The 21421-nt window shown below is 65.8% G+C and carries 21 protein-coding genes and 2 tRNA genes; 11 read left to right on the top strand and 12 right to left on the bottom strand.

What is annotated here, in order from left to right:
- Window positions 1-2: 2 nt before the first annotated feature.
- Complete coding sequence (locus FHS48_RS14665) at window positions 3-1598, bottom strand: L-aspartate oxidase (RefSeq protein ID WP_184264336.1); 1596 nt, start codon at window positions 1596-1598, stop codon at window positions 3-5.
- A 53-nt stretch (window positions 1599-1651) separates the two neighbouring features.
- Window positions 1652-2650: a quinolinate synthase NadA gene (gene nadA, locus FHS48_RS14660; protein WP_184264334.1), complete on the bottom strand. Its 999-nt coding sequence runs from the start codon at window positions 2648-2650 to the stop codon at window positions 1652-1654.
- Window positions 2651-2998: 348 nt separating this feature from the next.
- On the opposite strand from nadA, the gene FHS48_RS20490 reads away from it, so the two are divergent.
- On the top strand, window positions 2999-3592 hold the full coding sequence (locus tag FHS48_RS20490) for a CatB-related O-acetyltransferase (protein WP_184264333.1): 594 nt from the start codon (window positions 2999-3001) through the stop codon (window positions 3590-3592).
- 46 nt (window positions 3593-3638) lie between these two features.
- Here FHS48_RS20490 and FHS48_RS14650 read toward each other — a convergent pair whose 3' ends face one another.
- Window positions 3639-4703 (bottom strand): NUDIX hydrolase, encoded by a 1065-nt coding sequence (locus tag FHS48_RS14650; protein ID WP_311769148.1) that lies wholly within the window; start codon window positions 4701-4703, stop codon window positions 3639-3641.
- Window positions 4704-5093: 390 nt separating this feature from the next.
- Here FHS48_RS14650 and FHS48_RS14645 point away from each other — a divergent pair, with 390 nt between their 5' ends.
- Window positions 5094-6173 (top strand): PAS domain S-box protein, encoded by a 1080-nt coding sequence (locus tag FHS48_RS14645; RefSeq protein WP_184264329.1) that lies wholly within the window; start codon window positions 5094-5096, stop codon window positions 6171-6173.
- Window positions 6174-6254: 81 nt separating this feature from the next.
- Here the strand turns inward: FHS48_RS14645 and htpG are convergent, their stop codons facing one another.
- Window positions 6255-8123: a molecular chaperone HtpG gene (gene htpG, locus FHS48_RS14640; RefSeq protein ID WP_184264327.1), complete on the bottom strand. Its 1869-nt coding sequence runs from the start codon at window positions 8121-8123 to the stop codon at window positions 6255-6257.
- A gap of 399 nt (window positions 8124-8522) precedes the next feature.
- Between htpG and FHS48_RS14635 the strand changes: the two genes are divergently transcribed.
- Window positions 8523-8858, top strand: a complete 336-nt coding sequence (locus FHS48_RS14635; RefSeq protein ID WP_184264326.1) for an HPF/RaiA family ribosome-associated protein — start codon at window positions 8523-8525, stop codon at window positions 8856-8858.
- Window positions 8859-9547: 689 nt separating this feature from the next.
- Here the strand turns inward: FHS48_RS14635 and FHS48_RS14630 are convergent.
- Both FHS48_RS14630 and FHS48_RS14625 read right to left on the bottom strand, forming a co-directional pair.
- Complete coding sequence (locus FHS48_RS14630; RefSeq protein WP_184264323.1) at window positions 9548-10153, bottom strand: demethoxyubiquinone hydroxylase family protein; 606 nt, start codon at window positions 10151-10153, stop codon at window positions 9548-9550.
- A gap of 56 nt (window positions 10154-10209) precedes the next feature.
- Complete coding sequence (locus FHS48_RS14625) at window positions 10210-10710, bottom strand: disulfide bond formation protein B (protein WP_184264321.1); 501 nt, start codon at window positions 10708-10710, stop codon at window positions 10210-10212.
- Window positions 10711-10911: 201 nt separating this feature from the next.
- Here FHS48_RS14625 and FHS48_RS14620 point away from each other — a divergent pair.
- The 4 genes from FHS48_RS14620 to FHS48_RS14605 all read left to right on the top strand — a co-directional run bounded on the left by FHS48_RS14620 (window position 10912) and on the right by FHS48_RS14605 (window position 14162).
- A tRNA-Leu gene (locus FHS48_RS14620) sits at window positions 10912-10996 on the top strand.
- 244 nt (window positions 10997-11240) lie between these two features.
- Window positions 11241-12116 carry a formyltetrahydrofolate deformylase gene (purU, locus tag FHS48_RS14615; protein WP_184264319.1) on the top strand — a complete coding sequence of 292 codons (876 nt, stop codon included), beginning with the start codon at window positions 11241-11243 and terminating at the stop codon, window positions 12114-12116.
- Between the two features lie 350 nt (window positions 12117-12466).
- The gene (locus FHS48_RS14610) at window positions 12467-12805 is read left to right on the top strand and encodes a P-II family nitrogen regulator (protein ID WP_184264317.1); all 339 of its coding nucleotides are present in this window, start codon (window positions 12467-12469) and stop codon (window positions 12803-12805) included.
- A gap of 25 nt (window positions 12806-12830) precedes the next feature.
- Window positions 12831-14162, top strand: a complete 1332-nt coding sequence (locus FHS48_RS14605) for an ammonium transporter (protein WP_311769147.1) — start codon at window positions 12831-12833, stop codon at window positions 14160-14162.
- Between the two features lie 65 nt (window positions 14163-14227).
- Here the strand turns inward: FHS48_RS14605 and FHS48_RS14600 are convergent, their stop codons facing one another.
- The 5 genes from FHS48_RS14600 to FHS48_RS14580 all read right to left on the bottom strand — a co-directional run bounded on the left by FHS48_RS14600 (window position 14228) and on the right by FHS48_RS14580 (window position 18292).
- Window positions 14228-14647, bottom strand: coding sequence for a hypothetical protein (locus tag FHS48_RS14600; RefSeq protein WP_184264315.1), 420 nt, complete (start codon window positions 14645-14647; stop codon window positions 14228-14230).
- Between the two features lie 84 nt (window positions 14648-14731).
- Window positions 14732-15196 (bottom strand): MarR family winged helix-turn-helix transcriptional regulator, encoded by a 465-nt coding sequence (locus tag FHS48_RS14595; protein ID WP_184264313.1) that lies wholly within the window; start codon window positions 15194-15196, stop codon window positions 14732-14734.
- Between the two features lie 92 nt (window positions 15197-15288).
- Window positions 15289-16092, bottom strand: a complete 804-nt coding sequence (gene cysE / locus FHS48_RS14590; protein ID WP_184264311.1) for a serine O-acetyltransferase — start codon at window positions 16090-16092, stop codon at window positions 15289-15291.
- 89 nt (window positions 16093-16181) lie between these two features.
- Entirely contained in the window at window positions 16182-17495 is a 1314-nt protein-coding gene (locus FHS48_RS14585) for a CynX/NimT family MFS transporter (RefSeq protein WP_184264309.1), read from the bottom strand.
- Between the two features lie 26 nt (window positions 17496-17521).
- The gene (locus tag FHS48_RS14580) at window positions 17522-18292 is read right to left on the bottom strand and encodes a FadR/GntR family transcriptional regulator (RefSeq protein WP_260402494.1); all 771 of its coding nucleotides are present in this window, start codon (window positions 18290-18292) and stop codon (window positions 17522-17524) included.
- A 192-nt stretch (window positions 18293-18484) separates the two neighbouring features.
- On the opposite strand from FHS48_RS14580, the gene FHS48_RS14575 reads away from it, so the two are divergent.
- The 4 genes from FHS48_RS14575 (at window position 18485) to FHS48_RS14560 (ending at window position 20239) form a co-directional block, all read left to right on the top strand.
- Window positions 18485-18561 (top strand) — tRNA-Arg (locus FHS48_RS14575).
- An 83-nt stretch (window positions 18562-18644) separates the two neighbouring features.
- Window positions 18645-18881, top strand: coding sequence for a hypothetical protein (locus FHS48_RS14570; protein ID WP_184264308.1), 237 nt, complete (start codon window positions 18645-18647; stop codon window positions 18879-18881).
- Between the two features lie 117 nt (window positions 18882-18998).
- Entirely contained in the window at window positions 18999-19802 is an 804-nt protein-coding gene (locus FHS48_RS14565) for an AraC family transcriptional regulator (protein WP_260402493.1), read from the top strand.
- A gap of 74 nt (window positions 19803-19876) precedes the next feature.
- Window positions 19877-20239, top strand: a complete 363-nt coding sequence (locus FHS48_RS14560; protein WP_184264306.1) for a tRNA-binding protein — start codon at window positions 19877-19879, stop codon at window positions 20237-20239.
- 7 nt (window positions 20240-20246) lie between these two features.
- Here the strand turns inward: FHS48_RS14560 and FHS48_RS20485 are convergent, their stop codons facing one another.
- Window positions 20247-21293, bottom strand: a complete 1047-nt coding sequence (locus FHS48_RS20485) for a methyl-accepting chemotaxis protein (protein ID WP_184264304.1) — start codon at window positions 21291-21293, stop codon at window positions 20247-20249.
- Between the last annotated feature and the right edge of the window lie 128 nt (window positions 21294-21421).

The following is a 21421-nucleotide window of genomic DNA, read 5'->3' as shown; positions in this document are numbered from 1 at the left end:
GTTCAGGTTGCGACCACCGACAGCGCGGCGGCGGCGGTGATGGACTGGCCGTCTTCCTCCAGCCGCTGGGTCAGGCGGCGGGCGAGGGCCGGATTGGCCTCCGGGTAATCGCGGCGCCAGTGCGCGCCCCGGCTTTCACGGCGGCGCAGGGCGGCTTCGGTGATCAACCCGGCGATGGTCAGCAGGTTCCGGCTTTCCACCGCCTGCCGGATGGCCCCGCTGGAAGCATCCGCTGCCAACGGCCGGACCGGGACGGCGGCAATGGCGGCGGCGGCGGCGGTCAGTCCGGCGGCATCGCGGACCAGACCGGCCTGCTGGCTCATGGCGGCGCGCACGGTCTGCACGGCGGCGGTATCCGGGCTGACGAGCACCGGGACCGGAGCCGACAGGGAGGTGTCCGACACCACCTGTGGCCGGGACAGGGTGGTGCGGATATCCGCCGCCACCTGCCGGGCAAACACCAGCCCTTCCAGCAGGGAGTTGGAGGCAAGGCGGTTGGCCCCATGCACCCCGGTGCAGGCCACTTCGCCGCAGGCCCACAGGCCGGAGCGGCTGGTGCGCCCGCGCGGATCGGTGACCACGCCGCCCATGGCATAATGGGCGGCCGGGGTGATCGGCACCGGTTCAGCCCACGGATCCAGTCCGGCGGCGGTGCAGACTTCCATCACCTGCGGGAATCCGGCAACACCCTTGGCCTTCAGGGCCGGGCGCAGGTCCAGCCGCACCACCTCGCCGGCGGCGATGCGCTGCCCGACGGCGCGGGCCACCACATCGCGCGGCGCAAGGTCGGCCAGCGGGTGTTCCGCCGCCATGAAGGCGGTTCCGGCGGCATCCAGCAGCACCGCCCCGGCCCCGCGCAGGGCCTCGGTCAGCAACGGCAGCCGCGCCCCGGAGCCATCGGACACCGCCAGTGCGGTGGGGTGGAACTGCATGAATTCCAGATCGGCCAGCATCGCCCCGGCGCGGGCGGCCATCACCAGACCGTCGCCGGTATTTTCTGCCGGATTGGTGGTATCGCGCCACACCATGCCCCAGCCGCCGCTGGCCAGCACCACCGCCCGGGCGGGCAGGACCTGCCAGCCTTCCGGGCCATGGATCTGCACCCCGGCAATGCGGCCGTCAGCCTCCACCAGATCGGTGGCCAGCGTGTCGGTCAGCACGGTGATATGGTCGGCCTGCTGCGCGGCTGCTGCCAGCCAGTCGGCCACCACCCGCCCGGTCCGGTCGCCCTGAGCATGGATGATACGGTCGACGGAATGGGCAGCTTCCCGCCCCAGCAGCGGAGCCCCGGTGCCGTCACGGTCAAACGGCAGGCCGCGGTCGATCAGATCCCGCACCGCCACCGCGCCCTGCCGGGTCAGCAGGGAGGTCACCACCGGGTCGGTCAGCCCGGCCCCGGCAGCAATGGTGTCAGCCAGATGCATTTCCGGCGAATCCCCGGCCCCCAGCGCGGCGGCAATGCCACCCTGCGCCCAGGGGGTGGAGCCGGAGGCGAGGGCCCCGGTCTTGGTCACGAGAACCACCGGCAGCGGGGCCAGCGCCAGCGCCGCACTCAGCCCGGCCACGCCGGACCCGATTACCACCACGGGAGCAGACATCTGCGCCTCCTACCGCCGGTCACGACGGAGTGTTTGTTAAGATTTCGAAAGGGTTACCGGCCGACCGACAGCATGCGTTCAACGCTGGCGCGGGACCGTTCAATCAGATGGGCCGGGACCTCGACACGCGGTTCCAGCGTCCGCAGGCTGGCGGCGATGTTGTCCAGCGTGATCCGCTTCATGTGCGGGCACATATGACAGCTGCGCACAAATTCCACCGCCGGGTTGGCGGCGATCAGGTTGTCCCCCATCGAACATTCGGTGATCAGCAGCACCCGCGCCGGTTTTTCTTTGGCGACAAAGTCGGCCATCTGCGCGGTGGATCCGGCAAAGTCGGCGGCCCCGATCACCTCCGACGGGCATTCCGGATGGGCAATGACCGTGATGTCACCATCGTAGTCAGCACGGATCGAGGTGATGTCGCTGGCCGAATACTGCTCGTGCACTTCGCAGGCACCATCGAAGGGAATGATCTTCACTTTCGTCTGCGACTGCACATAGGCGGCCAGATATTTGTCCGGCAGGAACAGCACGCTGTCGCTGCCGGTTTCAGCGGCAATCGCCTCGACGATCTTCACCGCATTGCCGGAGGTACAGCAGATGTCGGCTTCCGCCTTCACCTCTGCCGAGGTGTTGACGTAAACGCAGACCGGCACACCGGGATGTTTCGCCCGCAGGGCCCGCACGTCGGCGGCGGTGATGGAGTCGGCCAGTGAACAGCCCGCCCGCATGTCCGGCATCAGCACCACTTTGTGCGGGTTCAGCACCTTGGCGGTTTCCGCCATGAAGTGGACCCCGGCCATGACGATCACGTCGGCTTCGGTTCCCACCGCCTTCTGGGCCAGCGCCAGCGAGTCGCCGACGATATCGGCGACGCCGTGGAAGATTTCCGGCTTCATGTAATTGTGGGCGAGAATCACGGCATTGCGCTCGGCCTTCAGGCGGTGGATTTCCTCCACCACCGGGACGATCAGCTTCCATTCCACCGGGGTCAGGCTGTCGCGCATGCGGCCATAAACGGCATCGAGATCAAGGCGGGGCTGAACGGTCATAACGCTGCGGTCCCTTTCAGACCTTCCGGCAACGGTCAGGCTGGGCCGGACCTCCCGGAATGGCGGTGTGTCGAATTATGCTGGTTTCGAGCACTCTATAAATGCTCAGTTGGAGCATATATTTAATGCTCTTATAGAGCATAAAACGCGAAACTGCAACAATTCGCGGAATGGGGTCTTCCGCTGCCGGGCCGTGCCGACACGCCGCCGGTGGGGGCAACGCGGGGATGAGGGCGGTTGTCTACGCCTTTTGTCTGGAATTCAGATCACTTGTCGTTGGTGTACAGGTCATTACCGGCGGTGTAGGATGCCGCCGGGGATAACGCGCCGACAGAAAGACGGTGTCTGATGGCTTCGCTTAAAAAAATCCTGCGGAAAATGTTCTGCCGGAACGACTCCGGGTGTCGGGTCCCGGATCATGTCACTCTCGGGCGGCGCAGCTATGGGCTGACGCGGTCAATGGTGCTGGGGGCTTCGGCGCAGGCACCGGTTTCGATCGGGGCTTTCTGCTCGATCGGGCCGGAGGTGATGCTGTTTTCGCGGGTGGATCACCCGACAGACCTGCCGTCCACCTATCCGTTCCGTACCCTGATGCTGCATCCGCAGCAGGGCAACCGCGATGCGGTGACCAAAGGGCCGATCCGCATCGGCAATGATGTGTGGATCGGGGCGCGGGCGATGGTCCTCAGCGGGGTGACCATCGGCGACGGCGCCATCATCGGGGCCGGGGCGGTGGTGGCCAAAGACGTTCCGCCCTATGCCATTGTCATCGGCAATCCCGGCCGGGTGGTGCGCTACCGCTTCAGCGAGGATCAGATTACCCGCCTGCTGCGCCTGCGCTGGTGGGATTGGGATGATGCCCGGATCGCCGCCTGTGAACACCTGTTCTACGGGGATGTCGCCGAGTTCCTGCGACAGGCGGAGCTGCCGGTGGCGGCCTGAGAGTCGGGCCAGCCCCGGCTAAGGCCGAGGCGGGTCGGGGGTCAGGTCACTCGCAGGAGCGGGCGGTCGGCACGCCAATGCCCAGTGTCCGCCGTTCCAGCAGCGCCTCGCGGCGGAAACTATAGAGTTCCGCCGGACGGCCCCGGCCGACGGCTTCCAGCCTGCCGGTGGCTTCCACCACATCCAGACTGGCGATGGTGCGCCGGAAGTTCTGCTTGTGCAGGGTGGTGCCGAACAGCGCCTCCACCACCCGTTGCAGGTGCAGCAGCGTGAAGGTGGGGGGCAGCAGATCAAACACCACCGGGCGATAGGCCAGCTTGCCGCGCAGGCGGGCGAGGGCGGAGGCCAGAATCCGGCGGTTGTCCAGAGCCATCGGGCTGCCGAGACGGGCGGCCACCGCCAGCCGCACCGGGTCGGGCAGGGCCCCGGCATCCCCGGCGGCACGCGCCAGTTCCGCCTGATCGCGCAGCGCTTCCGGCACCAGACCGGCTTCATACAGCACTTCATAGCGGTCCAGCGCCCGCACCGGGTCAAACACGCTGGCCGGGCCGGATCCGAAACTGGTTTCCATCCGTTCGGTGCGGCGGCGGCGCTCCTCCGGGGCGGGGGCGCTGGCGGCCCAGTCGGCCAGATGCGGGCGGATCACCTGATCGATGATTGCCGGGGTGCCGGTCCGCCAGTCTTCCCACGGCAGAAAACCGTACCAGTCGCGCCAGCTGGCTTCGCCGCTGCCTGCCAGCCGGTCTTCCTGTGTCAGCGCCAGATAGGCCACCGTCACCACCCGGGGGCCGCCGTAGAGTTCGCGCGGGTCGCGGTTGCGGCCGCCGAAGGTAAACAGCTGTTCGACATAACGCAGGCTCAGGCCGGTCTGGGTTTCCACCCACTGGCGGCAGCCATGGTCCAGCGTGTTGTGACTGACCGGATCAAACGGGCCGAAGGGCAGGCTGTCGCGGCTGTCGGCGGCCAGAATCGGCGCCCCCTGCTGGGCCGGGGTGGCCAGCGCGTGCTGCATCCGCCGGGCGACCAGCACGCGCGGCACCTCATCCGTCACGGCGGCGATCACCGCTGTCAGGGACAGGGTGGCTGCGGCGGGGGCCGGGACGGGAGGCACTGGGCCGGGGCTCATGGGGCCGGGGATCACGGGCCGGTCTGCCTCCTGCTGCGGTGGATAGGGCTTCCGCGCTGTGGCGGCTGGTCTCTGTTATCCGGGATGCCGCATCCTACCGCAAGCGGTCGGACAGGCAAGGGGCGGTTTTGCCCGCCGGTTGTGTCGTGTCGGGCATGGTTTCTATGACGAAGGGCGGAGATAGGGGTGGAATTATAGTTCCAATGCACTACGCCAGCCGGGGGGACAGGGCCGGGGGAACAGCATATGATGGCATATGATTACCGGCCAAACCCGCAAGCCGCACAGACGGTCCTGCTCCGCAGGAGGGGGCGGTCCGGGTCCTGCCCCGCAGGGGGGCCGGTAAGGGGATGAAGAAGGACAGCGTGCGGCGCGATGACGATTCTGGATCTGCGGACCCTGCTGTTGGTTCTTGTGCTGGTCAGCTTTGGCTGTGCGGCGCTGTGCGTGGTGTTGTCGCGGGTCAGCAACCGCCGGGGCAGCCTGTCGGCGCTGGCCTGGGCGGAATGTCTGCTCGGGGCCGGGTTCGCGCTGGTCGCCGTGCGGGGGGCTTCGCCGGATGTCCTGACCTATATCGTCGCCAATCTGCTGATTGTCGCCGGATACGGCGGCCACTGGCTGTCCCTGCGTCGCCTGACCGGGCAGATTTTCCCGTGGGGCTGGGCGTTGCCGGTTCTGGTGGCGGTTGCGGGATTGCAGATCTGGCTGACCTATCTCCTGCCGTCGCTGCCGGGGCGGATCATCCTGATTTCGCTGGTCTGTGCCGGGATTGCCGGGCTGATTGTGTGGGATGCCATCCGCTGCCGCACCGTGACCCGCATGCTGATCGTTCCGCATGCGGTGTTTGCGGCGATGATGCTGTCCCGCGTCTGGCTGGCGGTGACGATGCCGGATCCGGCGACCCAGCCGTTCCTGTCGTCCGGCCCGGTGCAGCAGGGGTATTTTCTCGGCATCCTGCTGGCGCAGCTGTGGATGGCGCAGGCGATGCTGTGGAGTATCGGCATGGACTGGTACCGCGAGGTGGCCGGGGCGGTGGCGGCCCGGGATCAGGCGGAGCAGTCGCGCCGGATCACCGACAGCCGCCTGAGCGGCCTGATGGCGCTGGATGCCGCCTGTATTGTCTTTCTGGATCCGGAAACCCGGGTGGTGGAGGCCAGTCCGTCGTTCTGCCGTCTGCTGGGGGTCGGCTCCTCCCGCGATCTGGCCGGAGAGACCCTGCTGCCCTATACGGTGGAGGAAGACCGGGAGCGGGTTGCCCTGCTGCACCGGGCCCTGACCGAGGGCCAGATCGGGTCGTACCGTGTGCGCAAAACCCTGCGCACCGCGCAGGATGCGGTGGTGCGGGTGGATATGACCGTTGGGCCGCTGTCGGGAAACATTCTGCCCGGGGACCGGGCCAAAGGCTTCGTCGCCTTCTGTCAGCCGTTGACTGAAAACGCGATGGCGGAGGCCTGAGGCAGGGCGGGGCCGGAAAAGACAGCGGGCGGAAGGATGCCCCTCCGCCCGCTAACCGTTTTTCAGAACCGGGGGGCTGGATCAGACCAGACCGGCCTGCATCAGGCGGCTGAGGCGGGCGGCAAACTCCACCGGATCGGCCGGGGCCTCCCCTTCGACAATCCGCGCCTGATCGAACAGCAGGAAGGCCATGTCCTCCAGCGCCGGGCTGGTGGTTTCGGCGGCGGCCCGGGCGGCCAGCGCCTTGATGGTGCCATGACCGGCGTTGATCTCCAGCACCCGCGCCGGGGCGGCGTCCTGCCCCTGATGCTGGCGGAGCAGCCGTTCCAGATGGATCGACATCTGGCCTTCATCGGCAACCAGACAGCAGGCGGAGGCGGTCAGGCGGGATGACACCCGCACATCCTTCACCCGCTCGCCCAGCGTGCCCTTCAGCAGGGCAATCAGGGCATCGGTCTGGTCAGCCGGGGCCTGTTCCGGCGTCTCGGCCTGCTCTTCAGCCTTGATGGCGTCCAGTTTGGCGGCACCCTGTGCCACCGACTCAAACGCCTTTTCCTTCCAGCGCAGACCATGGCCGGTCCAGAATTCGTCAATCGGGTCGGTCAGCAGCAGCACTTCCACGCCCTTGGCGAGGTAGCCTTCCAGCTGCGGGCTCTTGCGCAGGGCCGCCACCGATTCCCCGGTGATGAAGTAAATGGCGTCCTGCCCGTCCTTCATCCGGCTGACGTAGTCTTCCAGACTGACCAGACCGTCGCCGTGGGTGCTGTGGAAACGGGCCAGCGCCAGCAGGTCATCACGACGTTCGAAGTCCTCATACAGGCCTTCCTTCAGCACCGCGCCGAAGGTGCCCCAGAAGGCGGCGTAGGCGTCGGTATCCTCGGCCTTCTTCTTCAGGTCGGACAGGATGCGCTTGACCAGACCGGTCTTGATTTTCGCCAGAACCGGATTGTGCTGGAGCATCTCGCGGGAGACGTTCAGCGGCAGGTCGGCGCTGTCGACCACCCCGCGCACGAAGCGCAGATACGGCGGCAGCAGGCCGTCGCAGTCATCGGTGATGAACACCCGGTTGACGTACAGCTTTACATGCTGTTTGCGGTCCGGCTGGAACAGATCGAACGGCTTCTGGGTCGGGATGAACAGCAGGCCGGTGTATTCGATCGCCCCTTCGGCGCGGTAATGCACGGTCAGCCACGGGTCGTCATAGGCATGGCCGACGTGGTGGTAGAACTCTTTATACTGCTCCTCGGTCACTTCGGAGCGGGAGCGGGTCCACAGGGCCGAAGCCTGATTGAGGGTCTCGTCCGCGCCGGTGCCGTCTTCACCGCCCAGCAGAACGACCGGCAGGCCGATGTGGTCGGAATACGTCTTCACCACCTGGCGCAGACGCCAGACGTCGAGGAACTCGGCGGCGTCGTCCTTCAGATGCAGCACGATGCGGGCACCCCGGGGGGCGTCGGCATCCTCGGTGATGGTGAAGCCGCCCTTGCCGTCGCTGCTCCAGCACCAGCCGTGTTCGCCACCGGCCTTGCGGGTGTGGACCTCGACCTGTGACGCCACCATGAAGGCGGAGTAGAAGCCGACGCCGAACTGGCCGATCTGGCTGACATCCTTACGGGCGTCGCCGCCCAGTCCCTTCAGGAACTCGGCGGTGCCGGAGCGGGCGATGGTGCCGAGGTTGTTGATCAGGTCGTCCCGGTCCATCCCGATGCCGTTATCGGCAATGGTCAGGGTCTTCGCATCCTTGTCCAGCCGCAGGGTGATGCGCAGGTCGGCATCCCCGGCGATCAGGGCCGGTTCGGTCAGCGCGGCGTAGCGCAGCTTGTCGCAGGCGTCCGATGCGTTGGAAATCAGCTCGCGGAGGAAAATCTCGCGCTGGGAATACAGGGCATTGACGACGATATCGAGCAGTTTGGCCACTTCGGCCTGAAAGGTCAGCGTCTCGGCGGACATGATCCATGATCCTCTTGCAGGAAGCGGGACAGGACGTTACCGCAGGCGGCGGGGGCGGAGCCATGAAACGGCCTCCGGCCCGGCAGGCCGGACTGCGGCGCAGCGGATGCCCGGCCCGCTCCGGACCGGCACACCACCGCAGCCGCACCATATGGGACAACGGCGGGGAAGTTCAAGAAATCAAAAAGCAAGAGGAAAATCTTTAGCTTAGATGTCGGCAACGGTTGCATGACGGGGGTAAAAGCGAGAGAATGACCTTGTCTTCAGGAAGACACTTCGCCTCTCCCCCGGACTTTCGCGAAGCAGGCCCTGAGGCGCTTTCACAAGGTAGGTCCGGGTCCGGCGGAACACCGCCTCAAGCAAAACATCGTCTCTTGCAAAAGACAAGGGAGAGCCTTTATGCAAATTCCCGTCCAGGTTTCGTTCCATGGCGTCGATCATTCGGACGCTGTTGTGCAACGCGTGCATGAAAAGCTGGCCAAGCTGGAGCAGTTCTGCTCTGACATCATCAGCTGCCGCGTCGCGGTTGAAAAGCAGCACAGGAACAACGCTGTCAATACCCTGAAAGGCGAGCCGTTCCACGTCACCATCGACGTGTCGGTGCCCGGTGATACCCTGATCGTCAAGCGCGACCCGAAGAACGGGGAACATCATGACGACATCGGTGTGGCCCTGCGCGATGCCTTTGACGCGATGGAGCGTCAGGTCAAGACTTACGTCGACCGTCGCCGCTAAGGGTTTCCCGGCAACCGGACCCTGGGTCCGCCGTGCCGAACCATTCTGACGGAGATTTCCGATCAGGCCGGATACCCCGGCCAAGCGGACCGATCCTCCCGCAAGCCCCGCCCTCCCCGGCGGGGCTTGCTGCATTTCAGGCGGGGCGTTTTGGGGTGGGGCGTTTTTGGGGGAGTGTTTTGGGGCGGAGCGTTCAGGCAGGCGCGCCGGTGCATCAGAGTTGGGCAGCCCAAAAAAGAACCCCCGGACAGGCCGGGGGCAGTTTCGGGAGGATCGGCGCGGCATTTGCGCAGGGGGGGATGGAAAGGCCGCGCCGGGTCGGCCTTGAAGGCCAAGCCGCTCCCGGTGGAGGGAAACCGTCTGCATCGTCATCCTGATCCGTGCCCGCCTGCCGGGAGGACGCAACCGTCAGGCAGGCGCATCAGATCTGTGTCTCACCGCCCGCGAAGCCGCCGGAGGGGAAAGGTCCGGGGGTCGGTTTTGTGGGGCAGGTCATTGGTACGCTGATGGGATCATCATGGCGCGGAAACGCCTCTGCGGCAAATCCGTTGCCCCGGTGTTGGCCGGACAGAAAACAATATGACGGTTCTCTGTATAAAAAACCCCTCAAGTGCCTGACAGGGCAGCAGAGGGGTTTTTAGAACGGTCATAATTCCGGACCATGAATCCGGTGGCCGGAGGAGGGGGTGTCAGATCCGCTCCGACAGCCAGATGGCGAATCGGGTGCCCGACTTGACCGCGGCGTGCAGCAGCGGGTAGGCCGGGGCCTGTTCGGCACCATTCTCATAGCCGATATCGCGGTGTTCCAGCTCTTCGGCGCGGAAGCGTTCGATGGTCTCCCGCAGCTCCGCTTCGTCGTCGCCCAGCTGTTCCGCCTGTTCGCGGTAATGGTCGTCGATGGCTTCCTCGACGGCGACGGTGCAGGCCATGGCGGCCCGTTCGCCGAGCAGGGCGGTCCCCGCTCCCAGCATCCACCCGGCGACATGCCACACCGGTTGCAGTACGGTCGGGCGGCCCTGCCGCTCGCCGATGGCCTTCTGGAAGTATTCCTTGTGGACCACTTCCTGTTCCAGCATGTGCTGCACGGTTTTGCCGTGCTGGCCCCGGCCGATCACCGCCAGCTGGCCCTGATAAATCCGCACCGCGCCGTATTCCCCGGCATGGTTGACCCGCATGATCCGGTCCAGAAGCTGCTCCCGTGTCAGGTCACCGGGAATGCGGTTTCCGGCGGTCACCGACGGGCGGGCCGGTGTGTCCGTGGTATCCGGGGCGGCGGGAAGCGTCAGATCGGTCATGACGGACTCCTGAAGCGAGAGCGCGGAAAACGGGAGGCGCGGGGCGGGACTCAGGCTCAGGCGGATTTCCGTCCGGCCACGGCGGTCACGGCGGTCAGGGCGGTCATCGCCAGCGACAGCAGCAGGTTATAGCCCGCCAGCGTGATGCCGAACAGACTCCATTGTACGTCATCGCAGGCCGGGCGGACCGGTTTTAGCAGGGCGGACTGCATGTCGGCCAGACTGACCGAGGTCAGCGGGCCGCCGGTGCAGCCGGGGTTGGTCCACCAGTGCTGTTCCACCCCGACATGATAGAACCCCAGCGCGCTGTTGGCGGCAAAGCTGAGGCCGATCAGCAGCAGGCCGAAGCGGCGCAGGCGCGGCGAGGTCGGCAGCAGGGCCATCGCCAGTGCGGTCAGTCCGGCGGTGACATAGGGAATGCGCTCGTACAGGCACAGGATGCAGGGGTTCAGGTCAAAGCCATACTGGCTGATCAGCACGGAGGACAGGGCCGTCAGGCAGACTGCCGCCACCAGCAGGAAAAACGGACGGCGGGGCTGCAACAGGGACAAAATCATGATCCGGGGGTGTCCTGAGCCGGGGCAGAAGGAAAGTCTGCCCTGACAGTTGGGAAAAAGCCCCTGATTTGCAAGAGGGCACCGCAGTGGATCGAAAAATCCGCTGAATAGGGTGGGATGGTGGCAATGGCAGATTCCGCTTGGCGGCGGCGGAGAATGTCATTATGACTATGCGCCTCGTCAGCGCCGGATCTGTCTTCCGGGGGTGTGGCGGAATTGGTAGACGCGCGCGACTCAAAATCGTGTTCCGCAAGGAGTGTGGGTTCGAGTCCCTCCACCCCCACCAATTTCCAGCTCCGGCGCTGACGGACCGCTCCTGACAGTCCGGTTTATCCGCTCCATGGCCTTCCGGCATGGGGGTATGCCCTTTGTGCGCGCAGTCTCTTGACGTGCCGGGGGAACGGATTACCATGCGCGGGGCCGGTTTTCCGGCAACATATTGTTTTTATTGGATGTGCCTTGGCAGGTGGCCGACTCGCGGCGACCCCGGCCTTCCGGATGTCCCTGTTCTGTGATGATGGATCGACGCTATGTCTGCTTTTCCGGCTGAAACCCCGCAGTATCTTCTGACCATCAAATGCCCCGATGCCATGGGTATCGTCGCGGCGGTGTCCGGTTTTCTGGCCGAGAACGAAGCCTTTATCACCGAAAGCTCCCACTTCAGTGACGCCGATACCGGCCTGTTTTTCATGCGCACCACCTTCCGCTCCGGCGGGGCCCGGTTCCCGCAGATCGACAAGCTGAAGGCCGGATTTGCCCTGATCGGCGACCGCTTCGGCATGGACTGGGTGATGAAGGACATGAGTGTCCGCCCCAAGGTGCTGATTGCGGTGTCGAAGTTCGGCCACTGCCTGAATGACCTGCTGCACAGCTGGCGCAGCGGTCAGCTGCCGATCGACATTCCGGGCGTGATCTCCAATCACGAGGACTTCCGCGATCTGGTGGAGTGGCACGGCATTCCGTTCCATCACCTGCCGGTCACCAAGGCGACCAAGGCGGAACAGGAAGGCCAGATCCTGAGCCTGTTCCGGGACAGTGGTGCCGACCTGCTGGTGCTGGCCCGCTACATGCAGATCCTGTCCACTGACCTGTGCGAAGCACTGTCGGGCCGGGCGATTAACATCCACCATTCCTTCCTGCCGAGCTTCAAGGGGGCCAAGCCCTATCAGCAGGCCCATGCCCGGGGGGTGAAGATCATCGGGGCCACCGCCCATTACGTCACCCGCGATCTGGACGAAGGCCCGATCATTGAGCAGGGTGTGGAGCGGGTGGACCATACCTTCACCGTCGACAGTCTGGTCCGAACCGGACGGGATATTGAAACCGTGGTGCTGTCGCGGGCCGTGCGCTGGCATGTTGAGGGCCGGGTGATTCTGAACGGCACCAAGACGGTGGTGTTCCGCTGAGCGGAGCATCGGACGCTGTGGTTGAAGACAAGGGGCCTTTATGGCCCCTTTTTTCATGGCTGCGGCGATCGGAAAGGGTATTTGCTGAAAAGGGAGGCATTCTGTTGCGTTGCAAAAGATTCGGGCAGGGGGAATGTCTGTTTTTTATGCATATTTTTTAAGCAGAGGGGTGGGCGGGGCGTCGATTTGTCATTTAGTTTTTTAAAAACAGATACTTAATGAAACTGGCACGCCTCTTGAAAAGGATGTTTCCGGGAACAGAAATGGGGCCGCCTAAAAACAGGGCTGTCACCGGGGGTCCCCCGGGATGACGGCCACAGGCCCCGACAGCGGAACACAGAGGTGATCGCATGAAACTTGTCATGGCTATCATCAAGCCCTTCAAGCTGGAGGACGTGCGCGAAGCGCTCGCGGCCATCGGTGTGCAGGGCCTGACCGTCTCGGAGGTCAAGGGTTTTGGCCGCCAGAAGGGACAGACCGAAATCTACCGTGGCGCGGAATATCAGGTCAGCTTTCTGCCGAAGGTGAAGATCGAGGTCGCGGTGAAGAGCGATCTGGCCGATCAGGTGGTGGAGACGATCTGCTCCGCCGCCCGTACCGAAAAGATCGGCGATGGCAAGGTCTTCGTGTTCGATGTCACCAAGGCGGTGCGCATCCGGACCGGTGAGACCGATGGCGACGCGCTGTAATCGCGGACGGAAGGAGACTTTTGCAATGATGTCCATTTCCAAGCGCATGGTATCTTCCCTGCCGCGTCTGTCCGCCGTTGCCGGTGGGGCTGCCGCCGGTCTGCTGGCGGCGCTGCCGGCCTTTGCCGAAGATGCCCCGGCGGCTCCGGTCGCCACTCTCAATTCCGGCGATACCGCCTGGATGCTGGTGTCCACCGCTTTCGTGCTGATGATGACCATTCCCGGTCTGGCCCTGTTCTACGGCGGTATGGTCCGCAAGAAGAACGTGCTGGCGATCATGGCGCAGAGCTTTGCGATCTGCTGCTTTGTCTCGGTGCTGTGGATGGTGGTCGGGTATTCGCTGACCTTCGGGACCGGCAATGCCTTTATCGGTGACTTCTCCAAGGCCTTCCTGTCCGGCATCGGCATTGATGCCCTGTCCGGCACCATTCCGGAAGCGCTGTTCCTGGCCTTCCAGATGACCTTTGCCGTCATCACGCCCGCCCTGATCACCGGGGCGTTCGCTGACCGCATGAAGTTCTCGGCGATGCTGGTGTTTTCGCTGGTATGGGTGCTGGTGGTCTATGTGCCGGTTGCTCACTGGGTGTGGGGCGGCGGCTTCCTGATGAACGAAGGCGTGCTCGATTTCGCCGGGGGCACCGTGGTGCACATCAACGCCGGTGTCGCCGGTCTGGTGGCCGCCATCGTGCTGGGCAAGCGCAAGGGTTACGGCACCGAGAACATGGCGCCGCACAATCTGACCCTGTCGGTGGTCGGTGCGGCCCTGCTGTGGGTTGGCTGGTTCGGCTTCAACGCCGGGTCGGCGCTGACCGCCGGTGGTCTGGCTGCCATGGCCCTGCTGGTCACCCACATTGCCGCCTCCGCCGCTGCGGTGTCGTGGACGCTGGTTGAGTGGATCTTCCGGGGCAAGCCGAGCGTGCTGGGGATCATCTCCGGGGCTGTCGGCGGTCTGGTCGCCATCACTCCGGCTGCCGGTTTCGTCACCCCGACCGGGGCGCTGATCATCGGTCTTCTGGCGGGCGTGGCCTGCTTCTGGGGTGCGGTGTGGCTGAAGCACAAGCTGGGTTACGATGACTCCCTCGACGCTTTCGGTGTCCATGGGATTGGCGGTCTGGTCGGTGCGGTGCTGACCGGTGTGTTCGCCGCCAGCGCGATCGGTGGCAAGACCGGCCTGCTGGAAGGCAACGCGGGTCAGGTCGTCACCCAGATTTACGGTGTGGTTGCCACGGTGGTGTGGTGTGCGGTGGCCACCTTCATCATCCTGAAGGTTCTGGACATGATCATGGGGATCCGTGTTTCTCCGGAAGAAGAGACAGAAGGTCTCGATCTGGCCGAACACGGCGAGACCATCCACTGAGTACTGCCGGAGTTCCGGTGGAACAGCAGGCGGCCCGGGAGCAATCCCGGGCCGCTGTGCTTTTCTCAGGATCCGGTTTTGGAATGGGCCGCTTTGTGGGCGGCAATTTCGGCCATCAGGGCCGGGCGGCGGGCCATGGTGGCCAGTGCCGGGCCTTGCAGGGCGGTCAGGGCCAGCTTGCCGCAGGCCATCAGCAGGCCGGTCACAAGGGCATCAAGAAACCATGCGGCGGCAAGGCCGGGAACGCCGTATTCGGTCAGGGCCGATCCGGCGAGTCCCGGCAGGGTCCACAGGCCGGTCAGTCCATGCAGGGCCAGTGCGATCCAGAACCCGGAGCAGTACGGGCAGGTCCACTGTTGATACAGGGTTTGCAGGGGCTGGGGCAGGAGGCTCAGCAGCCGGTTGAACCACGATCCCCATTCGGGGAGTTTCTCCCAGATCAGGACGTAGAGGGCGAGGCCGGTCAGGGGCAGGGTGAGGGTCATGGTGGAGATCCATTTTAGAAAGTTAGACAAACTAATTAATTGGGTGTGCGCAAGGAAAAAGGGTGGTTGCGGAGAGGGGCGACGTCAGGGGGAGGGGGGGAGCAAAGGCTCCAGAGCGTGCCGCAGGGCTGTCAGGTCAAGGCCGGGGGCGTGGGACAGCAGGGCTGCGGCAACGTCGCTGTAGCGCTGGGCGGCAGCGGTCAGGGCAGTCTGGCCGTCCGGGGTCAGGAACAGGTGATGGGCGCGGGCATCGCGGAAGCAGGGGGTGCGGCGGACGAAGCCACGCTCTTCCAGCCGGGCGATGGCAATGCTGACCGAGGCCTTGCTGACCGACAGGGCGGCGGCCAGATCCTGTAGATGCAGGCCATGGTCCGGGGTGCCGGGAGCGTCCTCAAACACCTGCACGCCGCAGCCTGCCATGCGTTGCAGGGCGCGGAGGTATTCAAACTCACTGTAGGACAGGCCCCCGTCAGCAGCCCCATCCTGCCAGCGGCGGTGCAGCAGCCGGTGCAGGGTTTCCAGTGTTTCGGCAAGGGCAGCAGCGGTCACGGGATGGCCTTCATTGGTTAGGGACCCTAACAATAGGGCTGTGCAGAGATCCGTCAAGGGGGTGGAGTGTCCCCCGCCTGTCCGCAGGCGGATCAGATGGTCTGGTTCATCGACAGGGCAGGCATTTCGGCGGTGCCGTGGATGCGGACCACCTGTGCCGGAATCCCCGCCACCGTGCAGCGCGGCGGCACCGGTTTCAGCACCACGCTGCCAGCGGCGATCTTGCTGAATTCGCCGATCTCGATATTGCCGATGATCTTGGCCCCGGCCCCGATCATCACGCCGCGCCGGACCTTCGGGTGACGGTCGCCGGTGACTTTCCCGGTGCCGCCGAGGGTGACGTTCTGGAGGATCGACACGTCGTCATCGACGACGGCGGTTTCGCCGATCACGATCCCCGACCCATGGTCGAGCATGATCCCGGCCCCGATCCGGGCGGCGGGGTGAATATCCGGCCCCAGCACCATCGAAGCCCGGTTGGCGACCCAGGCCCCCAGTTCCGTCCGCTCGTGCGTCCACAGGTGGTGGGCGATGCGGTGCGCCTGAAGGGCCTGAAAGCCTTTGTAGTTCAGCAGGGCATGCAGATAGGTGGTGCAGGCCGGATCGCGGTCGCGCACCGCCTGAAGGTCGCGGGTCAGGACGGTGTTCACCGCCTCCCGCGACAGCACCTCGTGGAACAGCGCCGACAGGCCGCAGACATCCATGCCCGGGGCGCACAGGGCCCCGGCCAGAATTCCGGCCACGGCCCCGGCGAGGGATCCGTCATCGGGCAGTAGGGCAGACAGCACCGGTTGCAGCAGCGGTTCCTTCCGGCTCAGCCGGGCGGCTTCGCAGGTCAGGGTCTGCCACGACAGTTCGGGGATAATGGCAGCGGCCTGAAGGTTCGGAAGGGTCATGACGGGGCCCCGGATCAGAAAAGAAGGGTAAGGGCCTCAGATATGGGCCGCTTTGGGCAGCGGCGCCACAGGTATTTGCAGGCGGGCGGTCAGCGCGGGTGGCTTTCCGCCTTCACATGCAGCGGCCGCCCGGCACCAAGGCCGAACAGCGCCCCGGCCCCGCAGATGACGGCGAACAGGATGGCGACGGCGGTCCAGCCGCCGAAGGCATCGTGCAGGACGCCAACCAGAAACGGCCCGCCGCTGGCAAGGGTGTAGCCGAACCCCTGCGCCATGCCTGAAAGCTGGGCGGCGACGTGGCTGTCGCTGGCCCGCAGCACGATCAGGGTGATCCCCAGCGCGAAGGCAGCGCCCAGCCCGACCCCGGAAAACAGCGTCCACACCCACACGGTGGACAGCGGGGCGAAAATAAAGCCCAGCATGCCGATCAGGGTCAGGATCAGGGTGATGACGGTGGCGATGCTCTGGCTGGGGCGGCGGGTGGCCAGAATCGGCGCGAGAAGGGACGAGGGCACCTGAATCAGGATCGACAGCGACACCACCCACCCGGCCTGCACCGGATCCAGTCCCCGGTCGCGCAGGATCGGGGCCAGCCAGCCGAACAGGGAATAAGCCATGGAGGATTGCAGCCCCATGAACAGGGTGACCTGCCACGCCAGCGGATCCCGGGTCAGGCCCCGCACGGTCCAGCCCTTTCCGGCGGCGGCGCTGCGCCCGGCGCGGACCTGCGGAAACCACACCACGGTGGCGATCACGGCGGGCACGGCCCAGAAGGCCAGCGCAAAGGCCCACGATCCTCCGGCAGCCTGCTCCAGCGGCACGGTAAAGCCTGCCGCCAGCGAGGCCCCGGCGCACAGGGCCATGGTGTAGACCCCGGCCATCAGCGCGGCCTTGTGCGGAAAGTCGCGCTTGACCAGCCCCGGCAGCAGCACGTTCATTCCGGCGATGGCGGCCCCGACCAGCACGCCGGACAGCAGCAGGGCCGGATAGGTCACCACCAGCCGCAGCACCAGCCCGGCAATCAGTAGCAGCATCAGCAGCAGGATCGCCTTTTCGGTTCCCAGCCGCCGCCCCATGCCGGGGGCCACGGCGGAGAACAGGCCGAGGCAGACCACCGGCAGGGTGGTCAGCAGGGCGGCACCGCTGCCGCCAAGGCTGAAGGTCGCCATGATCTCCGACAGCACCGGCCCGACGCTGGACAGGGCCGGACGCAGATTGAAGCCGACCAGCACGATGGCGACGATCAGCATCATGCTGCCCGCCACCACCGGGGCCGCCGGGGCCGCGGCCGGGGTTTCGGTGCTGGCGTCGTCGGCGTCGATCAGCAGATCTTCGGCCAGATGTTCGACGGCGTCGGCATCCAGCGGCGGCGCGGACGGAGTGGAAGGATCACGGAGAGACATGGCGGGGAATCCGGAGCTTCAGACAATCAGGGGGAAGGGAACAGCAGACCGTCCAGCGCCTCGATCATCGGGGTGATGACGGCGGCGGCGGCGGCGGCGGCCCGGTCGGGGTCGCGGTCGGCAATGGCGTCAACAATCCGTAGATGGGCCTCATGCCGGGGATCCGGCAGCGCGGTGTCCCGCAGGGCGGTGACGATGTGGCGACGGATCGACTCGGCAAACAGGCCGTACAGTTCCGACAGAACCGGGTTGTGGGCGGCGTCGGTGACGGTCAGGTGGAATTGCAGGTCGCGGTCAACAAAGTGTTCCAGCGGAATGTCGCTGTCAGGGTCGGGGGCCTGCTCCAGCGCCCGCCGCACCTCCAGCGTGCTGTGCAGGCGGGACAGGTCGGCCTCGGTGCGGCGCTCGGCGGCGAGGCGGGCGGCTTCCACCTCCAGCGCCCGGCGGACTTCCAGATGTTCCCGCAGTCCGGCGCGGTCGATGCGGCGCATGCATTCGCCGGGATCGACCCGGCGGCGGACATAGGTGCCATCCCCCTGCCGCACTTCCAGCATACCGGCATGCGACAGCACGCGCACCGCCTCGCGGATGGTGCCCCGGCTGACATTGAGCTGTTCGGCCAGACGGCTTTCCGGGGGAATGCGGTCGCCGACCTCCCACGATCCGCTGGCGATCTGGTGACGCAGCGTGGCGATGGTGGCATCGACCAGCGATGGCCGGGGTGGCATCGGGCTGAGAGGGGCGTTTGCAAGCGGGGAGGCGGGCATGGTGGAGCGGGCCGGATCAGCGGAGAACAACAGGTCATCAAAACATCAGATGTCTTGATGATTTTGGCAAGCGCGAAGTGACGGGCCACCGGGGAGAACCGGCGAAAATCCTGCGCGGGCAGGGTTTTGCGAAAAAAGTGCAAATCCGCTCTTGCGTCGGGCGGGGAGTGTGCAGTAAGGTGCGCTCCCTCAGCAGCCTGTGGATCACACAGGTTTACGGATGCACCCGTAGCTCAGCTGGATAGAGTACTGCCCTCCGAAGGCAGGGGTCACAGGTTCGAATCCTGTCGGGTGCGCCACTTTCCGTTCTGCTGATCATGCCCGTCCGGCCCGGAAGCCTGACGGGTTTTTTGTTGTTTGCCGTCCTGCCGGAGCCTGTGCCATGACCTGCAAAATCTGCGGAACCCCCGTCACCGATGCTGAGTGTTGCAGCGAGGCCTGCCGCCTGAAGCTGGACTGTGCCCGCATTGTCTGGGACCGCGACGCCCGCAAGATCGGGGTCAACGGCTATTACGACAAGCGCTACCGCGAGCATCTGTGCACCGGCAACGCGCGCGGGGCCAAGATGATCCTGAAGGAATGGAATGCTGTCCGCGACACGCTGGGGGAACGGCCGTAACGGGAGCGCGGTTGCTGTTCTGCCGGACCACTGTACGGATGCAGGCTCTTGGGCTGCGCCGGGCTTCGCGGTACTGTCGTCGGGCTGGGTGAATGCGGTGCGGAGTGCTTTCGGAATATGGTGGCTGCGATGCTGTCGGCTGTGCCTGTGTCCGCCGTCATCGGGGAGAACCGGCAGGGACCTGAGATTTCACTGCGCTCCTATGGCCGGTCCGGGGCCGCGCACAGCCACAGTTTTGCCCAACTGGTGCTGCCGCTGGCCGGGGCGATGGCACTGGAGGTTGCCGGGCGTGGCGGGGTGCTGCGGCGTGGCACCGCCGCCTGCGTTGTCCCCGGTCACCGCCATGATCAGGAGGCCCGGGCCGCCAACCGGTTTGTGGTGGTGGATGTGGAGGCGGCGGCACTGGGCGACCGGCGGCTGGAACAATGGGCGGGTCAGCCGTTTCTGCCGGTGTCTCCGGCGGCGGGGCATCTGATTGAGTATATGGGCAGTCTGCTGGCCGCAGGCACGGCATCATCCGGGCAGGCCACCCTGTGGCTGCCCTTGCTGCTCGATGCCCTGCAGCCGGACCGGCCTGTCGCTGTGGTGCCCCGGCTGGCCGGGCTGCTGGCGGCACTGGAAGCCGATCCGTTCCGGGGGTGGAGCGTGGCGGAGATGGCCGACCGTGCCGCCCTCAGCCCCCGCCGCCTGCATGCGCTGTTCCGGCAGGATCTGGGGGCAACGCCGCAGGGTTGGCTGGCCGGGCTGCGGCTGGCGCGGGTGCAGCACTGGCTGACGGCCACGGATCTGTCGGTGGCGGAAATCGCTTACCGCGCCGGATATGCCGACCAGAGTGCCCTGACCCGGGCCCTGCGCCGCCAGACCGGCCTGACCCCGGCGGCCTACCGGCGGCAGGAACGGTCCAAACTCCGGCAGTCCTGATCAAGACCCGCCGGGGACATCCGGGAGATGGTGCCGGATCCTTTCCCCTTGCCCAGACAGGAGTGTTTCCCGCGATGACGTCCTCCGCTGCCCTGCCCACCGCCCCAATCAGCATTGACCAGTTTCTGGCGGTGGATATCCGCGTCGGCACCATCCGCCGGGTCGAGGCTTTTCCCGAAGCCCGCAAACCGGCGTGGAAGCTGGAGATTGATCTGGGGCCGGAGATCGGTCTGCGCCGGTCCAGCGCGCAGATCACCGATCTCTACACCGCAGAGAGCCTGCCGGGGCGGCAGGTGCTGTGTGTGGTCAACCTGCCGCCGCGCCGGATCGGCCCCTTTGTCTCCGAGGTGCTGACCCTTGGCCTGCCGGATGCGGACGGGCGGGTGGTGTTGCTGGCCCCGGAGCAGCCGGTGCCGGACGGCGGACGGATGTACTGAGTCACCCTCAGCCCCCCTGAAGGGACGGATCCGGCTCCTGTACGATGGCACCATACCAGCCCAGCCCGTCATAGGTTTCGTACCCCGGGGTCAGGGCAAAGCCGGTGACGGTGCCATCCGGGGCGGAGAGGTGACCCCGTTCCGCCCCCTGAGTGTCCAGCCGGAGGGTTTCCGTCAGGATGCCTTTCCCGTCCGAGGCGGCAATCACCCGTCCGGCGGAATCCAGCAGCAGGCAGCGGCTGCGGGCGCGTTCCTCCTCGCTCAGGCGGACGCCTTTCACCACCGCCTCGGCCTGCGGCTGCCAGTCGAAAAACACCGCCAGCACCCCGATCGGCGCACCGTCAGTCTCGCCGTTCTCGCGGATGGCGGTGGCGTAAACGGCGGCCTGTGATCCGGCCAGCGCATCATAGGTGCGGATGTCGCCGACCACGAATTCTCCGCCGTCGCGGGTGGCCAGAGCCCGGCGGAAGATGTCGCCCTGTGCCACCGACCGCCCTACCGCCTGCGGGTAGCGGTCCGGGCGGCCATTGGCAATCACGGTGCCGCTGGCATCAATCACCCACAGATCCAGATAGACGGTATAGGACGACAGGATCACCGCCAGCCGGTCCGAGGCGCGGCGCGCGGTGGCGGCGGTCGGGGTGGCGATAGCATCAACCACCGCCGCATCGGTGGCCCACCACCGGACATCGCAGGAGCGTTCGTACAGGTTCCGGTCGATGATCTCGATCATGTTCAGGGCCAGATCGGCCAGCCGCGTGCCCCGCACGTGATCCACCAGTCCCCGGCCAAGGGTGGACAGGTCGCGGGCGCTGCCCGCCAGTTCCTGCTCCAGCTCCTTCGCCACATCGGTGATGGCCTGTGAGATGGATTTGACCTCGGTCGCCACCACGGCAAAGCCCTTACCGTGCTGCCCGGCCCGGTTGGCCTCGATCAGGGCGTTCAGCGCCAGCATCCGCACCGATCCGGTGATCTGGTGGATGGTGTTCATCTTGGCGGCGGTGACGGAGGATACTTTTTCGGCGAGGGCGACGATCCGCTCGGGACTGGACATGGGGAGCCTCCTGCTGTCGGCTGGGACTGCATTGCTTTTGTGCGGACCTCGTTGGGTCCATGGCCACCCGTTATTCTTTGCGCTTATATCAGCAAGAACGATGCCACTTTGGTTGTAGCGCCTAAGCG

Source organism: Novispirillum itersonii (genome assembly GCF_014205675.1).
GTDB lineage: Bacteria > Pseudomonadota > Alphaproteobacteria > Rhodospirillales > Rhodospirillaceae > Novispirillum > Novispirillum itersonii_A.
Note: the sequence above shows the minus strand (reverse complement) of the source record. Positions and strands in the feature narration are given on the sequence as shown.